General features: G+C 54.8%; 29 protein-coding genes. 17 read left to right on the plus strand and 12 right to left on the minus strand.

Going from position 1 to position 24,539, the window contains the following annotated elements:
* The first annotated feature begins 21 nt into the window (after positions 1-21).
* From AC1DNW_RS07720 to AC1DNW_RS07775, 12 genes are all read left to right on the plus strand, one after another.
* Complete coding sequence (locus AC1DNW_RS07720) at positions 22-483, plus strand: phage GP46 family protein (protein WP_477852330.1); 462 nt, start codon at positions 22-24, stop codon at positions 481-483.
* A 1-nt stretch (position 484) separates the two neighbouring features.
* Positions 485-1,624 carry a baseplate J/gp47 family protein gene (locus AC1DNW_RS07725; RefSeq protein WP_477852332.1) on the plus strand — a complete coding sequence of 380 codons (1,140 nt, stop codon included), beginning with the start codon at positions 485-487 and terminating at the stop codon, positions 1,622-1,624.
* Positions 1,624-2,220: a YmfQ family protein gene (locus AC1DNW_RS07730; RefSeq protein WP_477852334.1), complete on the plus strand. Its 597-nt coding sequence runs from the start codon at positions 1,624-1,626 to the stop codon at positions 2,218-2,220. The genes AC1DNW_RS07725 and AC1DNW_RS07730 overlap by 1 nt, the downstream gene beginning before the upstream one ends.
* On the plus strand, positions 2,220-3,242 hold the full coding sequence (locus AC1DNW_RS07735) for a hypothetical protein (protein WP_477852336.1): 1,023 nt from the start codon (positions 2,220-2,222) through the stop codon (positions 3,240-3,242). Before AC1DNW_RS07730 ends, AC1DNW_RS07735 begins: the two co-directional genes overlap by 1 nt.
* A 10-nt stretch (positions 3,243-3,252) precedes the next feature.
* Positions 3,253-3,912, plus strand: coding sequence for a DUF4376 domain-containing protein (locus AC1DNW_RS07740; protein ID WP_477852338.1), 660 nt, complete (start codon positions 3,253-3,255; stop codon positions 3,910-3,912).
* Positions 3,909-5,645, plus strand: coding sequence for a GDSL-type esterase/lipase family protein (locus tag AC1DNW_RS07745; RefSeq protein ID WP_477852339.1), 1,737 nt, complete (start codon positions 3,909-3,911; stop codon positions 5,643-5,645). The genes AC1DNW_RS07740 and AC1DNW_RS07745 overlap by 4 nt, the downstream gene beginning before the upstream one ends.
* Positions 5,646-5,650: 5 nt before the next feature.
* Positions 5,651-5,902, plus strand: a complete 252-nt coding sequence (locus tag AC1DNW_RS07750; protein ID WP_477852341.1) for a hypothetical protein — start codon at positions 5,651-5,653, stop codon at positions 5,900-5,902.
* A 141-nt stretch (positions 5,903-6,043) separates the two neighbouring features.
* Positions 6,044-6,847 carry a DNA adenine methylase gene (locus AC1DNW_RS07755; protein ID WP_477852342.1) on the plus strand — a complete coding sequence of 268 codons (804 nt, stop codon included), beginning with the start codon at positions 6,044-6,046 and terminating at the stop codon, positions 6,845-6,847.
* A 3-nt stretch (positions 6,848-6,850) separates the two neighbouring features.
* On the plus strand, positions 6,851-7,156 hold the full coding sequence (locus AC1DNW_RS07760) for a hypothetical protein (RefSeq protein WP_477852344.1): 306 nt from the start codon (positions 6,851-6,853) through the stop codon (positions 7,154-7,156).
* Between the two features lie 366 nt (positions 7,157-7,522).
* Positions 7,523-7,960, plus strand: coding sequence for a very short patch repair endonuclease (locus tag AC1DNW_RS07765; protein ID WP_477852345.1), 438 nt, complete (start codon positions 7,523-7,525; stop codon positions 7,958-7,960).
* A gap of 100 nt (positions 7,961-8,060) precedes the next feature.
* Positions 8,061-9,284, plus strand: a complete 1,224-nt coding sequence (locus AC1DNW_RS07770; protein ID WP_477852347.1) for a DNA cytosine methyltransferase — start codon at positions 8,061-8,063, stop codon at positions 9,282-9,284.
* 9 nt (positions 9,285-9,293) lie between these two features.
* Complete coding sequence (locus AC1DNW_RS07775) at positions 9,294-10,187, plus strand: Eco29kI family restriction endonuclease (RefSeq protein WP_477852348.1); 894 nt, start codon at positions 9,294-9,296, stop codon at positions 10,185-10,187.
* A gap of 6 nt (positions 10,188-10,193) precedes the next feature.
* Here AC1DNW_RS07775 and AC1DNW_RS07780 read toward each other — a convergent pair whose 3' ends face one another.
* The 4 genes from AC1DNW_RS07780 to AC1DNW_RS07795 form a co-directional block, all read right to left on the minus strand.
* Positions 10,194-11,141 (minus strand): hypothetical protein, encoded by a 948-nt coding sequence (locus AC1DNW_RS07780; protein ID WP_477852349.1) that lies wholly within the window; start codon positions 11,139-11,141, stop codon positions 10,194-10,196.
* Positions 11,142-11,145: 4 nt separating this feature from the next.
* Positions 11,146-12,180 (minus strand): hypothetical protein, encoded by a 1,035-nt coding sequence (locus AC1DNW_RS07785; RefSeq protein ID WP_477852351.1) that lies wholly within the window; start codon positions 12,178-12,180, stop codon positions 11,146-11,148.
* 65 nt (positions 12,181-12,245) lie between these two features.
* Complete coding sequence (locus tag AC1DNW_RS07790; protein WP_477852353.1) at positions 12,246-12,770, minus strand: hypothetical protein; 525 nt, start codon at positions 12,768-12,770, stop codon at positions 12,246-12,248.
* A complete protein-coding gene (locus AC1DNW_RS07795) occupies positions 12,767-13,684 on the minus strand; it encodes a hypothetical protein (protein WP_477852355.1) in 918 nt (305 codons plus the stop codon). Before AC1DNW_RS07795 ends, AC1DNW_RS07790 begins: the two co-directional genes overlap by 4 nt.
* Before the next feature lie 359 nt (positions 13,685-14,043).
* Here AC1DNW_RS07795 and AC1DNW_RS07800 point away from each other — a divergent pair, with 359 nt between their 5' ends.
* The 3 genes from AC1DNW_RS07800 to AC1DNW_RS07810 all read left to right on the plus strand — a co-directional run bounded on the left by AC1DNW_RS07800 (position 14,044) and on the right by AC1DNW_RS07810 (position 15,789).
* Positions 14,044-14,802, plus strand: coding sequence for a hypothetical protein (locus AC1DNW_RS07800; RefSeq protein WP_477852357.1), 759 nt, complete (start codon positions 14,044-14,046; stop codon positions 14,800-14,802).
* Positions 14,803-14,990: 188 nt separating this feature from the next.
* Positions 14,991-15,281, plus strand: coding sequence for a hypothetical protein (locus tag AC1DNW_RS07805; protein WP_477852359.1), 291 nt, complete (start codon positions 14,991-14,993; stop codon positions 15,279-15,281).
* A 7-nt stretch (positions 15,282-15,288) separates the two neighbouring features.
* Positions 15,289-15,789 (plus strand): hypothetical protein, encoded by a 501-nt coding sequence (locus tag AC1DNW_RS07810; RefSeq protein ID WP_477852361.1) that lies wholly within the window; start codon positions 15,289-15,291, stop codon positions 15,787-15,789.
* Positions 15,790-15,858: 69 nt separating this feature from the next.
* On the opposite strand, the gene AC1DNW_RS07815 is transcribed toward AC1DNW_RS07810, so the two are convergent.
* The 8 genes from AC1DNW_RS07815 to AC1DNW_RS07850 all read right to left on the minus strand — a co-directional run bounded on the left by AC1DNW_RS07815 (position 15,859) and on the right by AC1DNW_RS07850 (position 22,611).
* On the minus strand, positions 15,859-16,245 hold the full coding sequence (locus AC1DNW_RS07815) for a putative Ig domain-containing protein (protein ID WP_477852363.1): 387 nt from the start codon (positions 16,243-16,245) through the stop codon (positions 15,859-15,861).
* On the minus strand, positions 16,238-17,491 hold the full coding sequence (locus tag AC1DNW_RS07820) for a plasmid recombination protein (RefSeq protein ID WP_477852365.1): 1,254 nt from the start codon (positions 17,489-17,491) through the stop codon (positions 16,238-16,240). The genes AC1DNW_RS07815 and AC1DNW_RS07820 overlap by 8 nt, the downstream gene beginning before the upstream one ends.
* A gap of 70 nt (positions 17,492-17,561) precedes the next feature.
* The gene (locus AC1DNW_RS07825) at positions 17,562-18,035 is read right to left on the minus strand and encodes a hypothetical protein (protein ID WP_477852366.1); all 474 of its coding nucleotides are present in this window, start codon (positions 18,033-18,035) and stop codon (positions 17,562-17,564) included.
* Entirely contained in the window at positions 18,032-19,087 is a 1,056-nt protein-coding gene (locus AC1DNW_RS07830) for an AAA family ATPase (RefSeq protein ID WP_477852368.1), read from the minus strand. Before AC1DNW_RS07830 ends, AC1DNW_RS07825 begins: the two co-directional genes overlap by 4 nt.
* Positions 19,088-19,374: 287 nt before the next feature.
* The gene (locus tag AC1DNW_RS07835; protein ID WP_477852369.1) at positions 19,375-21,207 is read right to left on the minus strand and encodes a hypothetical protein; all 1,833 of its coding nucleotides are present in this window, start codon (positions 21,205-21,207) and stop codon (positions 19,375-19,377) included.
* A 133-nt stretch (positions 21,208-21,340) separates the two neighbouring features.
* Positions 21,341-21,784, minus strand: a complete 444-nt coding sequence (locus AC1DNW_RS07840) for a hypothetical protein (RefSeq protein WP_477852370.1) — start codon at positions 21,782-21,784, stop codon at positions 21,341-21,343.
* Positions 21,781-22,071, minus strand: a complete 291-nt coding sequence (locus AC1DNW_RS07845) for a hypothetical protein (RefSeq protein ID WP_477852371.1) — start codon at positions 22,069-22,071, stop codon at positions 21,781-21,783. Before AC1DNW_RS07845 ends, AC1DNW_RS07840 begins: the two co-directional genes overlap by 4 nt.
* A 204-nt stretch (positions 22,072-22,275) precedes the next feature.
* Entirely contained in the window at positions 22,276-22,611 is a 336-nt protein-coding gene (locus tag AC1DNW_RS07850) for a hypothetical protein (RefSeq protein WP_477852373.1), read from the minus strand.
* Positions 22,612-23,308: 697 nt separating this feature from the next.
* On the opposite strand from AC1DNW_RS07850, the gene AC1DNW_RS07855 reads away from it, so the two are divergent.
* Both AC1DNW_RS07855 and AC1DNW_RS07860 read left to right on the plus strand, forming a co-directional pair.
* A complete protein-coding gene (locus AC1DNW_RS07855; RefSeq protein ID WP_477852375.1) occupies positions 23,309-23,857 on the plus strand; it encodes a recombinase family protein in 549 nt (182 codons plus the stop codon).
* A gap of 427 nt (positions 23,858-24,284) precedes the next feature.
* On the plus strand, positions 24,285-24,521 hold the full coding sequence (locus AC1DNW_RS07860; protein WP_477852376.1) for a hypothetical protein: 237 nt from the start codon (positions 24,285-24,287) through the stop codon (positions 24,519-24,521).
* Positions 24,522-24,539 lie beyond the last annotated feature (18 nt).

Below are 24,539 nucleotides of genomic sequence, written 5' to 3' on the forward strand. Positions count from 1 at the left end.
CGCGCGCGATAGCTTCGCGCCATGTTCTTCGATCTCGCCCTTAGATATGACAGTGACGCGCGCCGCTGCGACCTTGTGCTCGGCGACGATTTCGATCTTGTCATCGACGAAACCCCGATTACCCCCATCCTGCTTTCTGTCGGCCTGGACCGGCGCGCGGCTCCGGACGATCCGCTTCCGGAAGGACGCTCGCAGTTTCTGGCGCCGGCCTCCTTTTCCGAGCGGCGCGGCTGCGCCGGCGATGYGCTCGATCCCTTTGGCGACCTGACGGGCTCGCATCTCTGGCTTCTCGATCGTGCCAAAGAGACAGAGACCACTCGACAGCTCGCCGAATTCTGGCTGCAGGAGTGCCTCGCCTGGGTGGAAGCCGAAACCGGCGAGCCGGCCGAGATCGAGGTTGCCTGGATCCGCCCTGGCGTCCTCGGTTACCGCGTCCAGGTCCAGGACGAAAGCGTCATGCTCACCCGCCGCGTGGAGCCCTAAAATGCCCTGGCCGATCCCGACCGCAAAAGAGATTGCTGCCAAGATTGCCGGCTCGGTCGAGGCCGGCATTCTCCGTATGCGTCCGGACGCTGACGCTGCCGCCGTCTCGCGCGGCGTCCGCAAGACAAAGGGTATGTGGGCGCAGCTCGGCCGCGCTTTCTCGTTGGAGCTGCGGGAGGCGCATGACCACCTCGCATGGTGGGGACGTCAGTATTTTCCGGATACGGCCGAAGAGGAGTACGTCCTTCGCCATGCCAGCATCTGGGGCATCGAGCAGCGCGGCAAAACCAAGGCCGTGGGCTCGATCTTGATCGAGGGCGTCGCCGGCACGCCCTTGCCATCCGGACTGCAGTTCTCAGCCTCCAATGCCGTCATCTACGAAACGACAGTAATCGCCACGATAGGCGTCGCCGGCACCGTCACCGTTGCTAGTGCTGCCATCTCGGCCGGATCTGATGGCAACCTCGAAAGCGGCGTCCAGGTGACCGTCGTGACACCTTTTCCAGAGATCTCCAAGGCGACGATCGCGACGGCTTTTCAAGGCGGCGCTGACGAGCAGACGCCTGCGGAGATCCAGACGGCAACACTGGAACGCATTCGCCGTCCTCCCCATGGTGGCGCTGATTTCGACTATCCGACTTGGGTGGCCGAGGTTGCCTCGGTCAAGGCTATAGCCGTTATCGAAGGATGGATCGGGCGTGGCTCTGTTGGCGTCGTCGTCATGATGAAGGATGATGACGGCAACGCGCGCGTTCCCACCTCGATCGAGTTGGACGCCATCCAGGACCATCTTGGTGGCGTTGGAAGCCAGACCGGAACTCGGCCGGTGACCGCCCGCGTGATCGTCATTCCAGGAGCGATCAGGACGCTACCCCTGACCGTGCGGCTTCGTCCCGATACGCTGCTGACCCGCGCTGCTGTGACAGATGCCTATGCGCGCTACGTGGCAACGATCGGCGATGAGGAAGATGAGCAGAACGCCAGCCCGATCGGCGCATTGATCGAACCGTCTCGCATCTCCGAAGCGATCTCGGCTGCTTCAGGCGAATACGCCCATGACCTGATCCTGCCCGCCGCGCCTTTCGAACTGGAGCGCACCGAATACCCGGTCGCCGGTCCTATCAGCTTTGAGGATCCGTGATGGCTCGGCTTGTTTCAGCCATTCTCAGAAGTGCGGCCGCGAGGCTTCCAACCGGTTTTGCGCTTGGCGTGAAGGACGGCGTCGTAGACATCGCGCTTGAAGGCGCAGTCACGCCGATCGGCGACATCGAGGCCGGCGCTGAAGCTATGATGGTTGAGACCGACCCTCGCAGCGCCGACAACTTCCTTGCCGACTTYGAACGGGTGCTTGGTCCGGATCCGTGCGGCCGTGACGCCGGTGGGCTCTCGGTCGGTGATCGTCGGCGTCTTGCCCATCAGCGCTGGACCGCGACCGGCGGCCAGTCGATCCCCTACCTTGTGCAGCTCGCCGCGAAACTCGGTGTCTCGATCACGATCGAAGAATTCTGGCCGTCCCGTGCCGGCTCCATGCGCCCTGGACGCCCTGTTCGCGCGGAAGGCTGCCAGTTCGTCTTTCGCGTGCACATTCCCGGCCTCGTCACCGTCGTCAATTTGAAGGCCGGCGTCGGCCGCGCCGGACAGAAGCTTGGCAGCTTCCAGATTTCGTCGATCGAGTGCGATCTGCGCCGCGTGAAGCCTGCTCATACCCAACTCACTTTCGCCTATGGAGAGGCCTGATGGATCGCATTAACGGCGCGGGAACAACTGATATCGGTGGCGGCCGGCGCGGCTACCGTGACGAAAATTTAGGCGCCGGCGTCGAGGGAACGGAGCTAACTGCGCTCTGGCTCAATATGGTCCAGGAGGAAATCCTCAAGGTCATCACTGAGGCTGGCCTTACGCCGGATCCGGCCAACTGGACACAGCTCGATCAGGCAATCGGCATTCTTCTTCAAAGCCAGTTTGAAGACATTATGGCGGCACTTCCCTTCGCCACAACGGCGGAGGCAATTGCGGGCCTGTTGACCGCCGAAATCATCAGCCCGAAAACGCTGGCGGACGTGCTGGGCAACAAGTTTCCAGGGCTGGCAAAGCTATCCCTGCTCAACGCTCCAAACTTTCCGCACATCCAGACATCCAGCGGCAAGCTGGCAGTTTCCGTGGCCGGCCTCTCGGTCTCAGTTGACGCCGCGCAGACATGGATGCATCGCGGCGTCTTCCGCTATTCCAGCGACGACTATGCCGGCGCYGCTCGAACCTTCGCCACCGTCAACGGAAAAACCTACCACCTCCGTTGGACCCCAGGCGCGGGCTTCGCGCTGAAGGATCTGGCAGATGCGGCCTACAATCCCGGCGCCTTGGCCGAGACGGATCCGACATTCGACAGCACCTTTGACGACATGTTGGTTGCCAAGGTGACGGCAACGGGCGGCGTCGCCACTGTCACGACGCTCATCAACGCGCTTCAGCTCAAAGCGAGGGCTAACGTTTCGGGCGGCGGTTCGATCATCTCAACGGGCAGCGGCAACGACGGCATTCTCTATTCCAGCACCTTCTCTCTTAACTGGGCGCGGACGCCGACGCCGGTCCTGGCAGGCTCGACGATCAACAACGGCGGTTCGTGGCTGCACGGGTTCGCAAACCAGATCAGCATCACCAGCACCACGCGCTACGCGGTCGCCGGGTCAGTCTCAAGCGACTACCAGCAGGCGGTCGACGGCATCCCGAACGGTGCCCTTTATTTCAACGCCTACGCTTAAGGGGACAGCCGTGTTTGCAATTACGGAAAATGATCTCGTTGTCGGCACGATCGACGGAACCGTGGATGGCATCGCTATCCCGGCCGAGCTGGCCGGCGTTGCGCTTGACCGGCTTCGGCTGCTGGATGGCGCGATCGTCGATGCCGGCGACATGGACCAGTTTTATGTCGACGAGGCGGGCACCAAGCATGTCGTCGCCGGCGACGGCCGCCAGCCGCTCGCTTGCGCCTTCGAGGACGTCCTGGTCCTGCAGGCTGGCCTCTGGCGCGTCATCAACGAAAGCGACCAGCTCGCCCAGGTGAAGACGGCGGCAGTTACCCGCCTGACGGCCGATTGCGCCGCCGCCATCGTCGGCGGCTACTCCTCCGATGCCCTCGGCGGCACCCATCGCTATCCGTCCGGCATGACCGATCAGATCAACATGATGGGATCGGTCACGGACTCGCTGCTTCCCGGCCTGCCGGCAGACTGGTCGACGCCCTTCTGGTGCGCAGACGAGGCAGGGGATTGGGCTTTCCGCCCGCACTCGGCCGACCAGATCCAGGCGGCCGGCGCCAGCGGCAAACAGCACATTCTGAATTGCCAGACCCGCCTCGGTGGGCTGTCGGCCGACGTGGCTGCCGCAGCCACGGTTGAGGACGTTCAAGCTATCGTTTGGGAGGTCGCATGACGCTGAAGCCCCGCCGTCCTTCTCTCGTCAGCTACGCCGATCGGCCTATTCCGAGGGGCGTGGCAACGCCCGATGGGTCAGGTTTCCAGTTTCGGATCATTCTGAACAAGGATCGCATCGACGAAAATGCCGCAGCCGGCACGCCGATCGGCGCACTGTCGGTGAGGCACGGCGGCGATCTTGCCTGGAACTTCACCCTTCAAGACAGCGCCGGTGGCCGCGCCCAGCTCGTCGGCGCCGAGCTGCGAAAGGGCGCCACGGCGCTCGACCGTGATACCCAGCCAACCTTTGACGTCGCGGTGACCGCCCAGAGTGGTTTCCGCGTCGTGCATGGCACCGTCACCGTGACGGTGCGGCACCCGCTGGCGGCTCTTCCGCTCCCGGCTGGTTCCAAGATGCCCGCCATTGGTGATAGCCAGTTCGGCTATAACAATTACTTCGGCAGCCCCGTTGGGACCGGCAATCAGAGCGGCCTGCTCGCCGCCGTCTCCACCGCCTACGGCTTCATCCAGTGGGCAAAGGCCGTCGATCCGCGCTTCGACTTCGTGAACTGGTACGACACTGCCGACCCGCTCGGCCGCAATTTTATCCCGGCCAATCAGGGCCTGTTTTCGGACCATCTCGGCCCGCGCGGATCGTTCCCAGGCATTATTACCCGCATCCCGGCCTTGCTGGCAAAGCGCCCTTCGCTTGCGGCTTTCCAAGGCAGCTTCAACACGATCCATTCGAACGATGACGAGAGCCTGGGCACGRCAGAATATTGCATCTCGAAAATGGAAGCGGGCCTCAAGCTCTTCCGAGATGCCGGCTGCCATGTGATCCTTGTCGTTCCCTATCCGACCAAGGCTTGGCCGGTCGGCGACAAACGGTACAACACGCTTGCAACGGTCCAGCAGTGGCATCGAGATCAGGCGGCACGCGATGGCGTTGGCGTCCTGGACGCGACAGATATCCTTGCTCCTGGTGGCGTGGTCGACACGACCATGTTCAAGTCGGACTTCATTCACCTGTCGCCGAAAGGCGCCCTCCGCGTGGGGACGGAAAAGTTCCTGCCGATCATCCAGGCAATGATCGCGGCCGGCTCTTACTTCGATCAGGATCCGGCCAACACAAACCTGCTGACAGCCGCCCAGGCAGACATGATCGGCGACGCCGGCACCATGACACTCGGCAACCAGTATATGGCGAACAACGGCGTTGCTCCGACAGGATACACGGTCACCCGAAACCGCAACTGCGCGATCCTCAATTCGATGGATGAATACGCTCCCGGAAAGCGTCGCCTCAATATGAGGATCACGCCCTATAATCCGGACGAGAACGCCGACGCCCAGAATTACTTCGAGATGCAGGTCACCCCTCCGACCGTGGTCGTCCCCACCGGCGAAGTCGGTAAATGGTACAAGTCGTGGTTCTTCATCGAGATCGACGAATGCAAGGACATCACGTTCATTGAGACCCTTTACGGCCTCTATGCCGGCACCACTACTGCGGTTCACCGGTCTATCGGTCTTGCCCGCGAAAGCTCCGGCGACTTCATTCTGGGGCTGCGGCCGGGACCGCTGTCCTTCTGGCTTGATGGCCCTCCGGTCACCAACGGAAGCGCGAACGCCACCATCAACGGCGAGCGCGGCCTATTGCGCCTGACCGGCAACCGCAAGGGCTCGCCGTTCAACGTAAAGATCAGCCGGGCGATCGTGCGGCAGATCGCCGATCCCCGCCCTAACTGGTGAGTTTGATGACCACGAAATCAGATCAATTCCTTGAACAGGCGGCTTACAATCCCGTCTCCGGCTACCGCAATGACGGCTCGCCCGTCCTGGTCGACGAAGTCTGGAGAGCCCTGGGTCAATCCAGCACGTTTGAAGAGATGATGGAAATTCTCTTCCCCGTTTCAGCGGAGCGGCAAGACCGGACCGACGTTGACTTTGAAGGCGACGGATCGAGCTGGTTTAACGACCGCAAGACACGGTTCTTTTCGGCCGCCTGACCGGGCGGCTCAGGTGCACGACAGCACCAAAGCGACGGGCCTTAGTTTGGCAACAGACCCGTCCGACAGCAGCTTTCGATAACTGTCGCACCCGTACCCTGCAGGGCCGGACCTCTGTGACTGAGTCGATAGGTTTTTGAAATGGTGAATGATGAAACGTGGCGGGACGTCCCTAACACACAGCCGCCAGCGGCATGGATCGGCGGCAAGAGGTCTCTCGCTCCCCGCCTCGTGAAGATGATTGCCGAGATCCCGCACCAACTCTATGCGGAGCCCTTCGTGGGCATGGGCGGCGTCTTCTTCAGGCGGCGAAGCGCTCCCAGGGCAGAAGTGATCAATGACCGCAACGGCGAGGTCGTGAACCTTTTCCGCATTCTGCAGCGGCACTATCCGCAGTTCATGGATACCCTGAAATTCCAGATCACCAGCCGGCGCGAATTCGAACGGCTGAAGGCTTGCGATCCCGCCACGCTGACCGACCTGGAACGCGCAGCGCGTTTCATCTACCTGCAGAAGCTCGCTTTCGGTGGGAAGGTGGCAGGGCAGAATTTTGGGGTATCTACCGAGCGCGGCGCGCGCTTCAATCTGACGAAATTGGCCCCGCAGTTGGAAGACGTTCACGAGCGTCTTGCCGGCGTCGTGATCGAGAACCTGGACTGGCTGGAGTTCATCAATCGGTATGACCGGCCGGGCACGCTCTTCTATCTCGATCCGCCGTATTTCGGCAGCGAGGGAGACTATGGGAAAGCGCTATTCGGCCGAGATCAGTTCGCGGCAATGGCCGAACGCTTAGCAGCGATCAAAGGGCGGTTCATTCTCTCGATTAACGATGTTCCCGAAATCCGGGAGCTATTCAGCGGATGCCAAATTCGGCCTGTTGAATTGACCTATTCGATAGCTGGGGGATCGGGTACGAACGCGAAAGAACTGATCATTGAGGGGTAATGTATGCGCTACGCAGGATTTGGGATTTTGACACTCGCTATGACGGCCTTTTGCGGCGACGCATCCGCCAATATGAGCAGAGATAAGCAGCAACTCGCCGGTGGGCTGGCTCAGATAATCGCCTATGCCGAGCCATGTGGATATGAGTTAGACCAAGCCACCCTCGAACAGTATGTCGTTGACCAAGGTCTTTCCGACCCCGAGGCTCTGCAGTTCATTCGGACTGATGTCACCTTGATGGAGAAATCCAATCAGTCACTATGCACGATTACGAAGGCTACAGCTAAGTCGCTTGGCCTTTTGAAGTGAGGAAGCTTTGAGGGCGGTTTAAGCCGCCTTTGAAGGCCTTTTAAGAAATCAGAAAATTCCGGAACCTCGTGTCAAAATTCCGAAATTTCGCGTCCGGCTACAACCAACTGACAAAATTCTGCTTTTTCGCGTCCGCCTACACCGGATCGCTTGGTTGATATGGGAAATCTCGCTAGATCATTGAGATTAAATGGTGGGCCCGGAGGGAGGGACCGTACACTTGCAGTAAAGTCGCGACAAAAACGAAAACAATGCCTTACAAGGATATTGGGTATGCCTTCGAGCTTCTCGCTGTGTACGCTCGTTAAATGAAATGTCAACATTCTGCTCTCTTTAGATGGTTCCCAATTGTTGAGAGTTAACCGCATGACAGGTGCCTCCATGCCAGTTGAAAGTAAGGGTCATCGCAGTTGGACGATGTCGCGAGTGAAGGGAAAAGACACAACCCCTGAGGTCGCGGTAAGGCGGCTACTTCGCGAACTTGGGTATGGTTATCGCCTGCACGCGAAGGATTTGCCAGGCAAGCCAGACATCGTCTTCCGTGGGCGAAGGAAGGCTGTTTTTGTTCATGGGTGCTTTTGGCATCGCCACCCCGATCCAGCTTGCAAGCTCGCCCGGTTACCGAAATCCAATGTCGACTTTTGGGAAACCAAACTGACGGACAACTTCGAACGCGATAAGCGTACCGAGGCGGCACTGAGGAATGAAGGATGGAAGACTTTGAACGTCTGGGAATGCCAGATCACAGACACCAAAGCCTTATCTCAAACGCTCGCAGAATTCCTTAGCCACGATAAAGCGTAGCGCTGCGGTTGAGATATCTAACACCGTTACCGATCATCAACACATTTGCCCATAACGTCATCCGGCGACTGATTCGCTCTTTCGTGCGACGCCGGAATCGTTGTATCGTCCGTCGAAACAAAAAGAGAACAAACCTGGCCGGGGATATATTATGCAGGCAGTTGAGTTGTTCGCCGGAGCTGGCGGCTTAGGTATCGGTATTTCACGAGCCGGTTTTCGTCCTCAACGCATCGTTGAATGGAACCGCCACTGCCAGGCTACGCTCAAAGCAAATGCCCTGGATAAGGGATCGGAGGCTGGTCATTGGCCTACCCATGTGGACAGCGACGTGAGAGAAGTCGATTTCCGCGACCTGGAAGGAAAGCTTCACCTTGTTTCAGGCGGACCACCTTGCCAGCCATTTTCCTTGGGCGGGAGACACCAGGCTCATGCTGATAGCCGCGATATGTTCCCCGAGGCCGTTCGAGCTATTCGCGAAGCCAAGCCCCGGGCCTTTATTTTCGAGAACGTTCGCGGGCTCACGCGGCAGAGCTTCCGGAACTATTTTGAGTACATCCGACTACAGATGCAGTACCCGGAATTAGCTGCTCGAACGGACGAGGACTGGGCCGACCACCTAGTTCGCCTGGAACGTCATCATAACAGCAAGCGCGGCAATCGCGGCCTTGAATACACGCTTCTCACGGAAGTCTTGAATGCGGCGAATTTTGGCGTCCCACAGAAACGCGAGCGCGTATTTTTCGTAGGGTTCCGGAACGACGTCAAGACAGGATGGACCTTTCCAGCTCAGACCCATTCTCACGACGCTCTGCTGTTTGATCAAATTAATGGAACTTACTTTGATCGGCATAAGGTCGGGAAGCGTGACCGGCTGGTGTCGGAAAGGGCGAAGATGCGCGTTCTTCGCTCCGACGGAACAACGCACGAAGGTATGTTGCCTTGGAAAACAGTCAGAGACGCGATCTACGATCTACCTGATCCTGAGCGCAATCCGACATTGGCTTCGCGGCATGCTGCTCATCGATTGCAACCCGGCGCACGCGCATATCCAGGGCATACGGGGAGCCCCCTCGATGAGCCCGCTAAGACGCTCAAAGCGGGCGTTCACGGCGTGCCGGGCGGGGAGAATATGCTTGCTAGACCAGATGGTTCAGTCAGGTATTTCACCGTCCGTGAGAGCGCTCGCCTGCAAACTTTTCCGGATAACTATAAGATTGAAGGCGTTTGGTCCGAGGCTATGAGGCAACTCGGGAATGCGGTTCCTGTCACACTTGCTGAAACCGTGGCGAGAAGCGTTGCCGCATCGCTGGCTAAGAAGGGTTAGAGAGCCGAGATGGCAAAAAAACCCTCAAACCAAATGCTACAACGAGCCCAAGATGTTCAGGCGGAAATTGAACGTCTTGTGGCAGAAGCAAAGGACACGCATCACGGTCAGGGCTTCTCTGCGCCTGCTCGCAATAAACTTACCGGTCGATTGCTGGAAATGCAGAGAATGCTAGAACAGGTTGTCAGGGAAATCGATCCTGTCCAACTGCCCTCATCATTTTTCGATCCTACCGAGCCAAGCCTCATCGGCCGTTTTATTTCAATCGCCCTAGTCGCACAGCCACGTCACCGATTGGAAGACTTAAAAAGCTTCTATGGTGCTGGCGTTTATGCAATCTACTATGTAGGCGATTTCGCACCTTATACGCCAATCTCGGGAACAGAGACACCCATCTACGTTGGCAAGGCCGATCCGGAAGGAAATCCGAAATCGCCGGTAGATCAGGGTACCAAACTCTTTGATCGGCTAAGAGAACATCGCAAAAGCATTAGAAAAGTCGAGGGGATAGAAAGCGCCGACTTCGAATGCCGTTACCTCGCCGTCCAAAGCGGCTACCAGGCAGCAGCCGAACGACACTTGATTAGTCTATTCAGACCCCTTTGGAATAATGAAACGAGGATATTGTTCGGTATTGGCAAACACGGCGATTCATCGGAAACGCGCACCAATAACAAGTCACCCTGGGATACGCTTCATCCAGGGCGAGAATGGGCAGAGGGGAATCCAGAGGCCGTGAGCCGAGACACAATTGTCGCGCGTGTGGAACGCCATTTTAGTACGGCAACTGTATTTGCTACTGTCGACAGCGTACTTGAAGCGTTCCTAAATGAATTGAGAAGAACTGACGATCTCGCTCCACCCTCGGACCTGGAAAAGCCGGAGACGCTTGAGTTTGAGTGAATCTAGTTAATCAATGGCTGTTGCTGCGGCCTTCACCAATGCGGCATGGTGCCCCACGCTCCTTGCGACAACCTTCAGGAGCACGAGCGCGAACCATCTGAGACAAGGTTCAACCACTGTTTCAAACATTAGTTCGACATCTCGAACGTTGTCGACGTCCACGTTCTTTTTTCCGCTGCTATCGTAGTGAAAGTATCGATTTCTTAAATTGATGATAAATCCTGGTATCTCTTTGAAGTTCAGCGCGAAAGCGTTCTGATTTTCGTTTACAGCGATATTTATATTTGCGCTGTCCATAACCGCCTTCAGCTGCGATGTCAGAGACTTGCAAACATCTTCGTCGGTCGACGACACTGTGAAGTCGAAATTATACTCTAGAATAATATCGCCATCAAAAAGCAGGGCCAGCGTTTTCTTGAAGAACTGAAGCTCACCACCGTTTGCGTTATCTTGGAGCATTTTTTTCAATTGCTCGTAGACACCAACGAAATCCTCGGAAGAGGAGAAATATATATTAGGGAAAGCGACAGATATCCATTCAAGGAGCCGGTATATGCTAACAAAGGCGGACGTATAGTTGTTAGTTTCGATGGCATTAATGCAAAAGCATACTTCTGCGGCAGTTTTCAAGTAAAAGGTGCGGTTTACCGTCTTGGAATGCTTTAGATACCTTATAACATCGTCTTGAGTGATCTCTTCGGCCATCCAGCTCGCCACCAAACTCGGATAGGAAGGACTGCGCGTCTTCAAGTTGGGATCGTCGCTGAAATAAAGGGTTCGGCATTTTCGTCTTTTGCCTGAAGCCTTATGCAGTAGGTCGACGTTGCCAGATAAGACTCGAAGGATCACAGTGAGAGGTGCTATTGGAGGAGTACCGTCGACCAATAACGCCTCAGGCCATTTCGAGGCAAACCGAGACCCTTCCGGCTCCGAAATGTCGAAAGATTTCAGCACGGGATTACTCCGTCAGAGTCTTCTGAATCATGTATTCAGTAAGCTCTTCTTCATCCGCACTGATGAGATTTTCCAGTTCGGCAATGAAGTCACGGGAAAGCTCGCGTCGATATCGGCCCAGGTTGACCTTTGATGGATTAACGGATTCGAACGCATCATCGAAACGCCTGATTGCCTCGGCAAAGGCCTCCGGCGGGAGAGCTGCGATATACTGATACGATTTCTTTATTCCGACGCAAAAACCGATCAGGTTGTTGTTCACTTTGAACCATCGCTTGCAGTCTTGATTCTCGCAAAGTCGATCAATCTGCGCGACAGTGTCCTGAAAATCGACGCCTGTCTTATTTACCCCGGAGTCCATCACTCTGGACACCAGGATTTCGTTCATTTTCTCTTCGATGATCTTATTGTTTTCGTTGTTAACGTTGTCTGTGAGGTGAGCAAGATACGCTATGGATAGCTCGCCGAGATTGAACGCTCCTCGCACGACCTTTTCATCCCTCTCCTTCTCAGTTTGCACCGCGATGTTGGCCAGCGTTGTAAAATCGAAAAGTTCTCTGGTGAGGATTTCAATTTGGTGCCGCGCAGTCATCGGCCTTGCGCCATTGTTAAGCGTTATCATTCGGTACAAGAGTGGATCGTACGCTTTCGAGATGATTATGTTAACAAGTATCGGTCGACTGGCGTCAAAGCCTTCCAACGATGCAGCCCGACTCAACGCGCTGATCCGCTGAATTCCGTCCAAAATATACGCTTGGTCGACGTTTGCATTCGCGAAAGCTTCCGCTTCCGCTCGGTTTTGTAGGGGGACATGGTCTGTGTTGATGAACGCCAAAGTAATGGGCGGCATAATACACCCAAGCACCAAATCCCTTTCGAGCCGCTTGTAGAAACGCTGATCCTGAAGCTTTCTTTGAGCCTCGAAGCGGCTAATAAGGGGATGAAATCGCTGCAACGCGAATTCATAGGTGGTCTCTCCGGTCAAAAAGACGCTGTCAATCACTGCGTCCTGATGGATTGAGTTGATCACGATTGGCATCTAAACCTCATGTATAAGTAGCGGCGAGGAACGGTGTTGCGGCCGATTTGCGACTGGCAGCCCGCTCACTCAACCTGATATTCCTTTTGAAACAATGCATGTGCACGCTTTATGACCATTAAGAGCGTCAAGAGGAAATGGGCATATAGATACACTGCGATAGGTGTTTCTATTTGATCGAGAGCGGTTGAAACAAAACATATTAGGAAAATCGTTACAGAAAATACTGAGAGGACGATCAGATAAGAGATATTTGTGTTGAGTTCCCCCAATAGCTCTCTCCGGAGCTTCGCCTTATCTCTTTGCACTTCGGCCACGATAGAATCGCTCTTTGATCTCCATTCCCGCTGATAAATACTGAACAGAGCGATTTGCACGTTCAAAAGCAAAGCAGAAAATATCGCAAAGACCGAAATCGACACATTGAACGCGTCCCTGTCAAGCTTTCCACCGAATGCCCAAACAAAAACACAGGCAAGCAGCGGCAGCAAGAAAAACAAGACTATGTCAGGTCGATGGTACCTGCCATCTCCCTCGACCTTCATCGTAGCAAGGTGCGCTTGTAAGATGTGAAAAACGTTCGCCTTCATTTTCCCTTCGCCAACGTCGAATAAAAGTCTTTGAAAATAGCGTCAGTCTCCAGGCGGATAGATTCATAGGTCGGATGCCCATCCGGCCCCAGCTGAATGCTTTCAGCAAGTTCAATGACGCCAGCGTCGCTGCTGTATCCCAAGACCCCAACTGTTCGCCTCTTGTTGCCGACTGTGATTTCCGCTTTCGCCTCGTCAAACTGAATTCCATCATACCGGAGCAATGCTGATCCAGGACCGGCCTTTTCCTTGAATGATAACAAGGTKCCGAGACTTTTGCGCCGCTTCGCCTTAATTGAGACCTCGAATTCAACCTCGTCTGGGTCAACGTCAAAGAGATAACGGTCTTCTTTAGCCTKAGGCAGGGTTTTCTTTACGAACGTGAACTGCTTTACGGGCGCACTGTAAAGCGCACTCGATCTGACATCTTCGGGCATCAATTTACGAAAATAAAGACGGAAACCTTTATGTTTCGCACTGAACATTTCGGATGCGGAGTTGATCACAAGCTGCACGCAAGAACGCGCTTGAAACGACTGAAAAGCCGCGAGACCGAAGCTTTGTCCCACCGGTGTCCAAAACTTGAAATATAGAGGAATTTCTTCAAGGTCCCCCGGCTGCCGCCTGTAGTTGCTCCGTTTAGTTTTGCGATCAACTAAGTTGCTCTCAAAACCGTAGGTGCCATAGTTGACGTATCCTTCGTGAGAGGTAACTGAGCCAACACCCCGGGTTTCCATGAACCAGCTTCTTTGAAGGTCTTCTCGATCAGTCGGCTGGCCGCGACTATTTATGAACTCTGAAAAGAATCTGAAGACGTCAGTTGCGCTACCGTCCGTTGTCAAGTCCAGGGGAGTCTTGTCTCTCTCCCTGTAGACCATCACCTGATAAACTCTAAGTCCAATCGAAAAAGCCATTCGCGAATCTCACGTTTCTTCGAAAACGTTATCATCTTATACACGCGATACTAGAGGGCAGATCGAAGCTGCATCTCAGTAGACGTCAACCAAATCGGCGACGCGCCACACCGGCATCCCCCAGTCGTTCGAGCTTCCTTGGTTGCAAACTGAACTTCTTGGGTGATGGCTCGCTATGGCATACCCTCGCGGATGCTCGCCATAGATGGAGAGGTGGCGTCCATTGGGGTGACCGGTCAAGCATCTGCTGAAACTGCTCTTTAGGGACTTTCGGCACTCGGCACCCATCATGGGAGCTGTCTTTTCTTAGTTTGCCCTATGCAACGCCGGAGGCGACCTTTCTCTCAAAGGAGATCGCCATGCAACAACACCAGATCACCCCTGCCCAAAAGGCCAAAAGAAAAGCGCAAGAAGAACGTCGCCGCCGCGCGCGACGGCAGCGCGAAGACGATTATCGACGGCGGATCGAGCGCCTACGCCGCCAGATTGAAGAGGCGCGAAGACGCCGCCAGCGCCTCATGCTGCTGCTTCTGCTGGCGATCCTGACTATGCAGGAATCGATTCTGCCCACATTTCGGCGCTCCCACACGTACCAGCCCGATCCCGATCCAGAGCCGTCAAATTGGACGCCGGACCCTACAAACGACTATGCGCCAAAAGACGGCCACGACGACTATTGCGACGGCTATTCCCATGAACAATGGACGCGGATGCTAGACGAGCGCGGCATTCGGCTCAGCCGTAAGGTAGAGCTTCAGGAGGCATGGAAAGCTGATCCAGAGCGCGAGCTTTTTCCAAACCGATATAAGGGTTGGGGTTACAAGCCATTCTTGGCTGAGATCATGAACGATCTTTCTGAGCCACGCTACCAGCCGGACGCGCTGAAAGGCCTCAAGCTTCTGTCTCCACCCGAGACTCACCAATATCTGGACGAAGTCTACGCGATAAACCCGCTCGATCTGCTGCACTGCCGTTCGACGTTGAGCGCCGATATCGTGAGAAATTTCCAAAGTCGCGCCGTCGTTTGGGACGAACACAAAAGGCACGCTGCCGAGGAAGCGCGGAAGGCAAAAGATGATAAAAAACCGGATGAGAACGAAAAAAGTTTTGATCCGTGAGAATTCCTTTCCGAAGAAATTTTAAATCGTCAGAAATTACATGCACGATTTAAAATTACCGATCCGAAGGAATTATTTTTAAGGTAAGTAATGTTGACATTTTACCCATAAAAATCAGACACATGCATGGTATTTACACGCACGATTTTGTGTGGTTGCTTCCAGGGACCCGAAGATGGAGGCAATAGATGACGAAGAGAATAAAATACTTGGGTGACTGGCAGCGTCGGATTTACAGCGAAGGGGAAGACCGGGAAGTCAATGTTCCTGGCACACTGTTCGGGGCAAACCTCGCGGTCGAGAAAATTAATTGGGGTGGCTATCTCCATGTTGTGGAATTGCTTGAATTTGATGAGACAGGCAAATTCAAAGAAAGACCGCCTGTCGCCGGGATAGAGACGACGGTGCGGAAGGCAAGATTAGCTGCCGAGCGCGCCTTGCGGCGAATAATCACGGCAAAAGTCGAGCTTGTAAGGTGATCGCAATATGAAGCTTTTCCATTTTACATCCCTCGCKCACTTGAATGGCATCCATCGTCATGGCCTGACAGTCGGTGACGTCCCGACTTGTCTCGAACGCCAGACAGGGAAAATCGGCGTGTGGCTGACCACGAACCCAGCGCCTGACGGACACGGCCTGGAAGGAAGCGCCGTCGATAAAAAGGCGGTTCGCTTGACCGTTGAAGTCCCCGATGGTCCACCCCTTTGGCAATGGGACGACTGGGCTGAAGGCCGGGTAACCACTTTCACACGACATCGGCTCGAACAGGCGGGAGGCGACGCGGCAAGAACATGGTACATATTCTTTGGGTGGATAAAGCCCGAGACGATTAACGAAGCAGTTTTGATGCGCTCCGGCGAACCAATAGCAGCTTGGGGAACGTATCATCCTGCCGAAGACAGCTTGCCTGGCGTGCCATACTGGCGACGAGTAGCGTGGCAAAAGCAAATGCTAAAGAAAGTACGCCAGGCTTTAAATGGCCATTAGGTCTTTTGAAGATGCCGGGGCCGATCCAATCGCCCCCTGGCATCGCTGCGCTCCGAGAAATTGAGCGCTTCAGGAAATGGCAATCGACAAAATCAAGTCGGAAGAAGAACTGTCCTTTGCCGCCGTTATAGTGATCGTATAGACACCTGCGACCGCTGCGAAACCGACATTTTTACCGGTTGCGGTATCGAGTGCCAGACCGGGCGGCAGTGGATTTCGCGCCGCGAAAGTGTATCCGCCGGTATCGCCGATGGGTGTGAGGCTGATAGATGTACCAGCAGCAACGCTAATTGGCTCGTAACGGGTTCTGAAAGGTGGCCGTCCCGGTTCGGTTGGCGGCGTCACAGGATCAGCGACGGCGGTCAGAGTGCCACTCGTTGGGGATCGCCAGACTATTTCKCCAGCCCAAGCKCTGGGCGCGATCAGAATCGTGGCGGCGAATATCACTTTAAGCATCACGATTTTCCTTTTTCCATTTAGGTTTCAATTCGAGCTTTGGCGCTGGTGACAGTTCCGGTGCGGAGTGATCGGCGGCAGGTGTCAGTATTGAACGGAGGCGGTCGCGCTCGATTCGTGCCTTGAAAGCCTCATCTTTCGCCGCGCGGGCTCGCTGATCAGCCTCCCAAAGCTTGCGTTCGGCTTCCAACCGCATGCGCTCAGCTTCCTTTGCAGTGTCGCGCCAGCGGTCAATTTCGTCCTTCAGCTCACTGCGGATTCTTTCGGCAAGTTTTGATCTCCGGAATCCATCCCATACCGCCCRGAGGCGACCGGCCCAGCCGCTATATTTTTTGGCCTTTGCCATTGCGGCACGCGCTTGCTCTTGCTCCTGCCGTGCGCGATCCTGCGCAACCAGAGCGGCGGCAGCGGCTTTGCGAGCAGCCTCCTGTGCGCAGGCGGCATCGGCAGCGATCTTCGCGGCATCAGTTTTCGTGCGGTCTATGTAAGCTTCGCCATCCGCTTTAACCGTCTTCGCACGCTGAACAACCGTTTGCAGAGCTTTCGCCTGCACTTTCTCTCGCTGCCACTCGTCGCGTGACAGGCGGCGACGTTTTGGGCCGAGCCGGGCAAGCCCGCACGGAACGCCGACAGCCTCATGATATCTGTCCTGCCATTCGCGCATGGCGGCTTTGTACGCAGCATCGGCACGCTTGGACAAAGCCTTCTTGTCTTCACCTTCTTTGCAGCCGTCCATGATGGCGCGCTTCACCATGGTGCCAGGATGATATCGGAGTGCGGACATCCCCGGTTCATCCACCGGCACGACATATGCGTGGATGTGATAATATTCCTCGTCCTCATGACGGATGACCGTCTTTAAGTCGTCACCATACTGCGAATGTAACCAAATGACGGTTCGCCGCTCCCAATTTTCGGCGTCTGCCCGTTTGGCCGGATCGAAGCGAATTTCCTCCATAGTCGCTGGATACGATGCGACGACCGTGTGCAACGTCTTTTTGTCCTTTKCCAGCTTCCGAACGTGACCGCCTTTGACGGTAATGGTTGCTGCGGCTGCGGCGGTGTCATGGATTTCCTGCACCGCGTCGATATCGATTCCGAACACGACGACCGGCGGGATGGGGTTMGCTACATGAATGCAAGCTTCCGGTTTCCGGCTCGCCTCGCTGAAAACAAAATCTGTGCCTCGCCCCTTAGCGTCAGGTTTACGCGCGAACGATTCGAGATGTATGAATTGGTAGCCCACCGCGTGACCTCATTGCCTTACAACGAGATCACTAGCGGGCCTTGCATAGGACAAGATGCGATTAGGATCATTAGTCTTCGGTAGTGGGACCCTTTTCCAGTTTAGGGTTTTCGCCGTCAGGCACCTCTACAGGTGGCGGTTCCCGAAATGCACTTCCTTTTTGTGCTCTACTAGCAGCTACCTCTGCGACACGATCTATGATGCGATTAGGATCGCGCCACTTTAGAACAATCTTTCCTGTGTCCATACCGTACTCCGCAACAACGTCGCGCAGCTGCTCGATGTCCAGTTTCGATAATTCCGCGCGCAGGACGTCGTCACCCTGTTTAGCCAGATGAACGGGGTCTAGTAAGGCAGGAGCGCGACGATTGCTCGGTCGTTTCGAAGCCGTATTTAGATCGCTGCCCCTAGTTGCATCCTTTGATTTCCCATTTTTCTCCTCTGGCTGAATTATTGCCTCAAGGCGCTTTCGAAAGAGCGGATTGTTTTCTGCCTCGTGCGCAACCTCTCTGAAGAGAGCGGTCAGGATTTTTTTCATATTCATACTACGCCCTCCAGCTCAGCCCAAATTTCATGAGCCAGGTCATTGTACTGGTTCGCAAGTTCGGACCCATATTTTTGCTTCAAGGTCCTGGGAAAAGTTTGGAACTCCGCAGCGGCGGCGACTGAGTTCGCCTGACGGATGATCGTATCCATAACAACTGGCAGTTTTTCGTCGTCTCGTAGTTGCTTCAGAACGTTGTTGTGAACTGTAGAGTTTGCCTGGTATTTTGTGGCAACAATTCCAATTGGCTCAATTTTTTCAGATATCGCTTCTGAGAAATCACCAATCCGCGTCACGATTTGAGGAATGCCGTACGTGGACAAATGATCGGGAATTGTCGGGATGATGTAACCATCCGAAATTCGCAGACCGTTCAGAGTGATAATTCCGAGATTGGGCGGGCAATCGACCATCACGATATCGTACTCTTCAATATTGGACTTCACGGCGCGCCAGAGAAGTTCGATTGGATTTGCGGCATAGAATTTCCCAGCGGGCGCTGACGCCAAGGTATCCTGGACATCAATCAAATCTAGGCTGGAAGGCAAAAGATCGATTGTTGTGGCAGCGCCGACGTCTGAGACGCCTTTTTGCAACGTCTTATCCAAGCTGAATTTGCGATTGTCTGGGTCCATTGCATCTTTGAACAGACGAGCAAGCGTCTGTTCTTTGCTGTTAAGAGCGAACCATTTTTCTTCCCCGATGAGCATCAATGTCGCGTTGGTCTGCGGATCGAGGTCTATGACCAGGACCTTCTTGCCCATGTTTGCCGAGAACGTCTCAGCAAGTGCCACAGTCGTTGTTGTTTTGGCCACTCCACCCTTTAGGTTGATGGTAGAAATCACATGTGTCATTGGTTTTCCTTTGCGCTTGTTACGCCTCAGCCATGACCTGATCTGTGAACGCCGGAATATTGGTCCGGAAGCGAGTTCACTTACTGGTTCTGGGAAGTCCAAGGCCCGCACTCGCCAGTTGGCAACCGCCTGCTTAGAGGTGTTTGCCATGAGTGCTATTTCGTTAATTCCAACTAGTTCATCAAGGTTCGTGGCCACGAGCACCTCTGTTTACAACGTTCACAATTTTTGTTTACATCGTACACAGATCATGGTCAAGGGCCGTCCGTTACCGGACAGCATTTCCGCCGAGAGCCAAACGAAGAGGATTTCTCTGAGCAAGGAAGGAAGCCCATGTTGGTAGTGACCGACTACCGACACCAAGGTGCCCGTCGGCTCTTCGAGGAGGCGTTCAGCCGGACCCTGCCGGGAGCCGCCGCCGAGAGGCGATCATCGAGGGTCTTCCGGCAGACCCCTCTTTGTCCAGGGAGTCATCACCGGGATCGCTATGCAGCCATCCGAGGCCGTAGCCCGGCAATCTCCTCATCGGATAGCCAGCGCCCGGGTATGATGACCTCGATCTGACGTATCCATTCCGATGCCGAGTTTGCGGACGCCAACAGTTCTGCATCTGTTATTGCCTCGATCTCTGGGTACGAAGCCGAATAGTGTGCAGCGAGAGCCCGCACGTGGCGTGTGGCACCGTGGCAAACGGATTTGCGAAAGGCCTCTGCGGCCAATAATATGACGGCAGCGCGATCTTTTTTTGGAATTTCCGGCACTGTTTCAGATATCGGAACTGGCGCATCCAATTCTTTTCTCCGTTTCCGACTTTCGAAAATGTTTGCGCCACTTTCTTGATGCGGTATCTGATCCTTATCGAGGACAATTGAACTACATCTGTGTACTTTATAGGCGTCTGCACTACCGCCAGCGACCAGAGTTGCTAAGGCCTTGTCCGCTGCCTCCAACGCATCAACCACGTTCGGAGCCTGTGCAATTTCCCAATCGCGCCGAGCCTGGGCTTTCAGCGCGTCAATCTGTCGAAAACGCTGTTGATCCTCCGTACACGTTGCGTCGGGATTATAGCGCTGCACCAAGATCATCGGCTCTGCGTAAGGCATGTGCCGCCACTGCGGCAGGGTTACGCCCAGGACGATATTTTGTGCTTTCGGGCCGTCCTCACGTCGTCTCTCAGGGGTGCCATAAGCGGGGGTGGTCTCGTGCCACCCCGCGTTTTGGGCATTGACAGGCTGCTTTGATCTGCGCGGCTTCATTACACGGCAATATTTGACACGACCCCGTACGTTTACGCCCACAATTTTCTCACGATTTCGAGATAGTTCATGCAGGAACTCCGCGAAGCGCCCCATGGGCTGGCACATTTTTAGGTCTTTGGTTTCATGAAACAGCCAAAGAATTGCTTCATCGGGGGTCGCTTTCAGCTCGTTCGGTTTAAAGCAATATTTTACGAGTTCCTCTGTCTTTTGGATGACACCGGTGTCCTTCCACAGGCCCTTGGCTCTCGAATGCGTCCCCTTAAGAAAGGACGCCCAAGCATCGTCAGCAACCTTTCGATGCGGCCAAAAAAGAACATTGGCGTGAGTGTGGTACAGGATCGTATCCTTGCCGTAGCGGTCGGAGAGGGGCGTGCCGAGATCGCCCACGAAATCGGGATGCTCCTCTCGGTAGCGCTCAGCGGCCTCATTATCACGCGCTTCTGCCGATGCCCTGGTAAATTCGATACCCCTAAACAACACCTCGATATCGTATTTCCCCCGCGCCCAACTTGCCCACCTGGAAATCCGCCGTGACAGGCCTTGGATCGCTTCACGAAGTGCGCCCCCTTCGACGATCAAATCTCCAGAAGTGAAAACCGCATATCGATAATATTGCGAGTCCCGATTTTCAGCGATCAAGTATTTAAGTGAATTCAAATATTTTCGTCGGTCTCGCCTGGCAATAGCCGGAAGGATGCGAATGGCGCGATAAATCGGCAGCTCTTCCACCCGCTCAGACACAGCACCTACGATGCTCAGATCGGAGTTGCGGCGTGCTCTTTCGCCCATGCGTTCAAGCGCGTCCGCCATTTCCTTCGTCTGCTCGTTAAGACTGTCTGCTGCAACTCGCGTTTTTGCCCATTTGTCTATGTCGATTTTCCACCCGGTGTTCACCTGTAGAATGTCGAAATGACTAAATCGGTCGGTACCTATGACCTTGTCACGCAAAGATTGTATTGCAGATTCAGGTAGCCTATTGCGCGAAGAATGTTGACATTTTTTTTGGAAAAGAGGAGCTTCGTGTTCTTCGGGGGCTCTATGATCGAGCCCGCCGGTCACTTTGCCGTCAATAGCGGCTTTACAATATCGCTATGATCGTTCACCATTATTGAACATTCCCATAAGAAACCGACTGAGGGCCGCAAACCCTGTGAGGTCGGTTTTTTTATGGTCGGGGCATAACGAGGCGGCGTCAACCGTTGATTTGAATTCGACCGAAGGCACCAAAAGGATCGAAAAGGTCTGAAAGTAGCCTGCGGTCTGCCGCAGCAAATATGGTGGCCCATTTCCACTCACCGCTTGTGTCAACCGGAATCAAATAACGGCGGACAACTTTCCTGAATCCATAACCAGTGAACGACAACCGATAAAGGGTACTTTCAGCCACAAATGGGTGGCAATCAATTTCCTGGAATGGTCCTTGATACGATGAGCTGCCTGTATCAATATCAATTAATACAATGGCTATCGAGGGATAGTCGGGTGAGCACCAAATCTCGTAGGAGAGCGGTGAATGCCCCGAATCAAGCCTATCGTCGTGTAGGGCGAACCGTGAATCAAATTCGTGCCAAAGCTGATTAATCAGCTTCGCCTCTGATTCTCTGTCGAGGGAGTGGACGCTTGGGATTTCAATCATTGTTCTGCACCCTCCGAACCGCAACTAGCAATTCGTGCCTCGACGAGCTTGCGTAGCGCGCTAACGAGTTCTTCACCCTTTACGGTCAAGCGGTTGACTTTCACGGATTGGGGGATCGACATCGTCCTCGCGCCGGAGGTTTTGAAATCTATCCAGAACACACCGAGTTGCTCTCTGATAGGAATTAAGTCATATACGCACCTTTCGATGCGTTCCTGCAACTCACGATCCTCGCTGGTCCTGCAGGGAATGCGTCGGGTCATTTCTAAAGTGTCATTCAGTTCCATAGCGTATTCCTTCTTGTTGTAGGCAAAGCTCCGCCGACGTCCGCAAGCGGAAGCTTCGCCAGGTGCAGTTTTTCGGTGGCTGGTAAGGCCGGATGCGGCCTAATCACAGGGACTATTTGCGCCGACCGGCGAACCTTAGCTGCCGTTCGCGGGAGCTGGGCGACAGCCGACTATAAGGCACGAGCCACAAGCTCGTCGTAAATCTCATGCATTTGCGGCTTGTTCTACGTCTTCGTGGAGCCACGTGGCAAAGCGTGGCTGGTGTTTCACCAGAATTTGCTTCTCCACATTTGACAGCAGAGGCCAAAGGTCTTCCATCCTAGCCTTGAAATTCAACAGTTCGGAACCGTTGATCAGTGCGTCCACAATGATCGCGGACATGTCGCACCGAAACCTCATGTGGTCCTCGCCCAGGTGATGCGCGGTCCACTCCTTGGAGGCAAACAACAACGAACAACTGGTTCCACGCTTCGGCAGCGGGCGTGTCCGCGTCAATGTCGCTGCCCGACGATAAACTTCAACTTCGGATGTTTTTTTCATACTGTCTCCTGTCACGTTATGGGTATGGGTGGTCGCATGGATGCGCAATAAAACGCCCTCCACAGCTTGCAAAATGCAAGGGAAGCACCAGCAACTGGCGCGTGATGATTTGGTGAGGCACCCATCAACCGATCTCAGTGGTTGCTTCGGTGGGCAACCGAACACTTCCACATCTCGCCAACCAATCATTGGTTGAGCCTGGCGTCGCCAAAGCCTTCTGCTTGCAGCGTGTCCGGCGTCGATAAGCAAGATTTGGTGGATACTTCACGGAGACGCAAGAAATATATTTTGCTTAAAAAGGCGTCCTAAGGCCTTGATGCAGTAGTCAAAATCTTCTACCGCAGCAATTTATTCTAAATCACGGCTCTGTATATCGAATTGACGCAAAAATCGCCTAAGTGGTAATTGACATAGAATGAAAAAACGATTTTGCAAGAAATGATGGCGTTTTTGTAAAATAAATAAGAATAGCCCAGCGCGCTTAAACTTTGCGGTGAACAGCCGACGCGAGCCCGGGAGGCACGTAACGACGATAGGTTGAGGCGGTCACGTTTACGCAATCCGCTGTCGGGGCGTATCTCTAGGGTATACCTAAGCAACGCAACACCGCGAGACGCTAATGCCGTCTCAATAGGGTTTACATCTGAATTTTAAGACGCCACACTCTATGCATCTAGAGCCTATTGAGACATTTGTGATGACAGGACAGCTTTACGGATACGCCCGTGTTTCGACCACTGACCAAGACCTCGCCATCCAGGAAGCAGCACTTAGAGCTGCCGGATGCGCCATTATCCGTACGGAGAAAAAGTCCGGTACGACGACGGACGGCCGCGATGAGCTGCGAACGCTGCTCGACTTCACACGAAAAGGCGACACGGTCCTCGTGACGCGCATCGACCGACTGGCGCGCTCGATTGCCGACCTTGCCACGATAGTCAAAGAACTGGAGTTCCGTGGTGTCGCCCTAAAAGCTACCGAGCAACCGATTGACACATCCTCTGCGGCAGGAAGAGCATTTTTGCAGATGTTGGGTGTTTTTGCCGAGTTCGAATCCGCCATCCGCAAGGAGCGCCAGCTTGAAGGAATTGCCAAGGCCAAAACGGATGGTGTCTATAAAGGCCGAAAGCCATCTATAGACGCACAGCGTATTCGCGCGTTGATGGATGAAGGCAAGGGCCCGACGGAAATTGCTCGACTAATGGGAATCGGTCGTGCCAGCGTGTACCGGGTGATGCAGACTTGAAGAACAAGGCACCGGCAACATCGGAAACCCGGCAGGGGTAGCCTCGCTCATTTTTCACAACGATTCTCCACCCCTTCACATCGAGCCGCTTGTCTCGATCTGATCGCCTACGGCGACCGGGCCTCCCGAATAGTCGCGAAACTTTTTTGCTCAGTGACGTCCAGCGCGGCGACCGGTTCGGCCTGCGGCCACGGTCAGGCCCATTTTGACCTGACCTGAACAAGTCTATGCCGTCGCGCTGGCCGTCAACCCCTGCCTGCTGCCGCAATCACAGACAACAATCCCACCCAAAAATCGTTAGAGTTCGAGCGACCTAGTTAACGGACGCTACCCGATAAACGACACGTTTCCCGGCCCATGGATTCTCAGAAATCCTGCTTTATGCTATATATTATACAACAAAACCAACGGGAAAGCGGTGTTTGCAATGCTCCATACGATCACGAAAATCCGAGGGCTGACGGTTAATTTCATTATTGAAGAATTCCATCATCAGCACGAAAAGGGCGGCCTGATCTGCTATCTCGCATCGATCTACATCCAGCCGCATGGGAGCACGGAAAAGCGTCTCGTACGCCGTAGCAGGGTGCCCGGCGCGGCACAGGTATTGCGGAAGGAAATTCAGCGGTACGGGATTAGGCTGTTCGACCGACTCGGCGCTTAGGCGCAGGCTCCACCGCCC

The sequence above is a fragment of the Rhizobium sp. 05L429 genome (assembly GCF_056397645.1).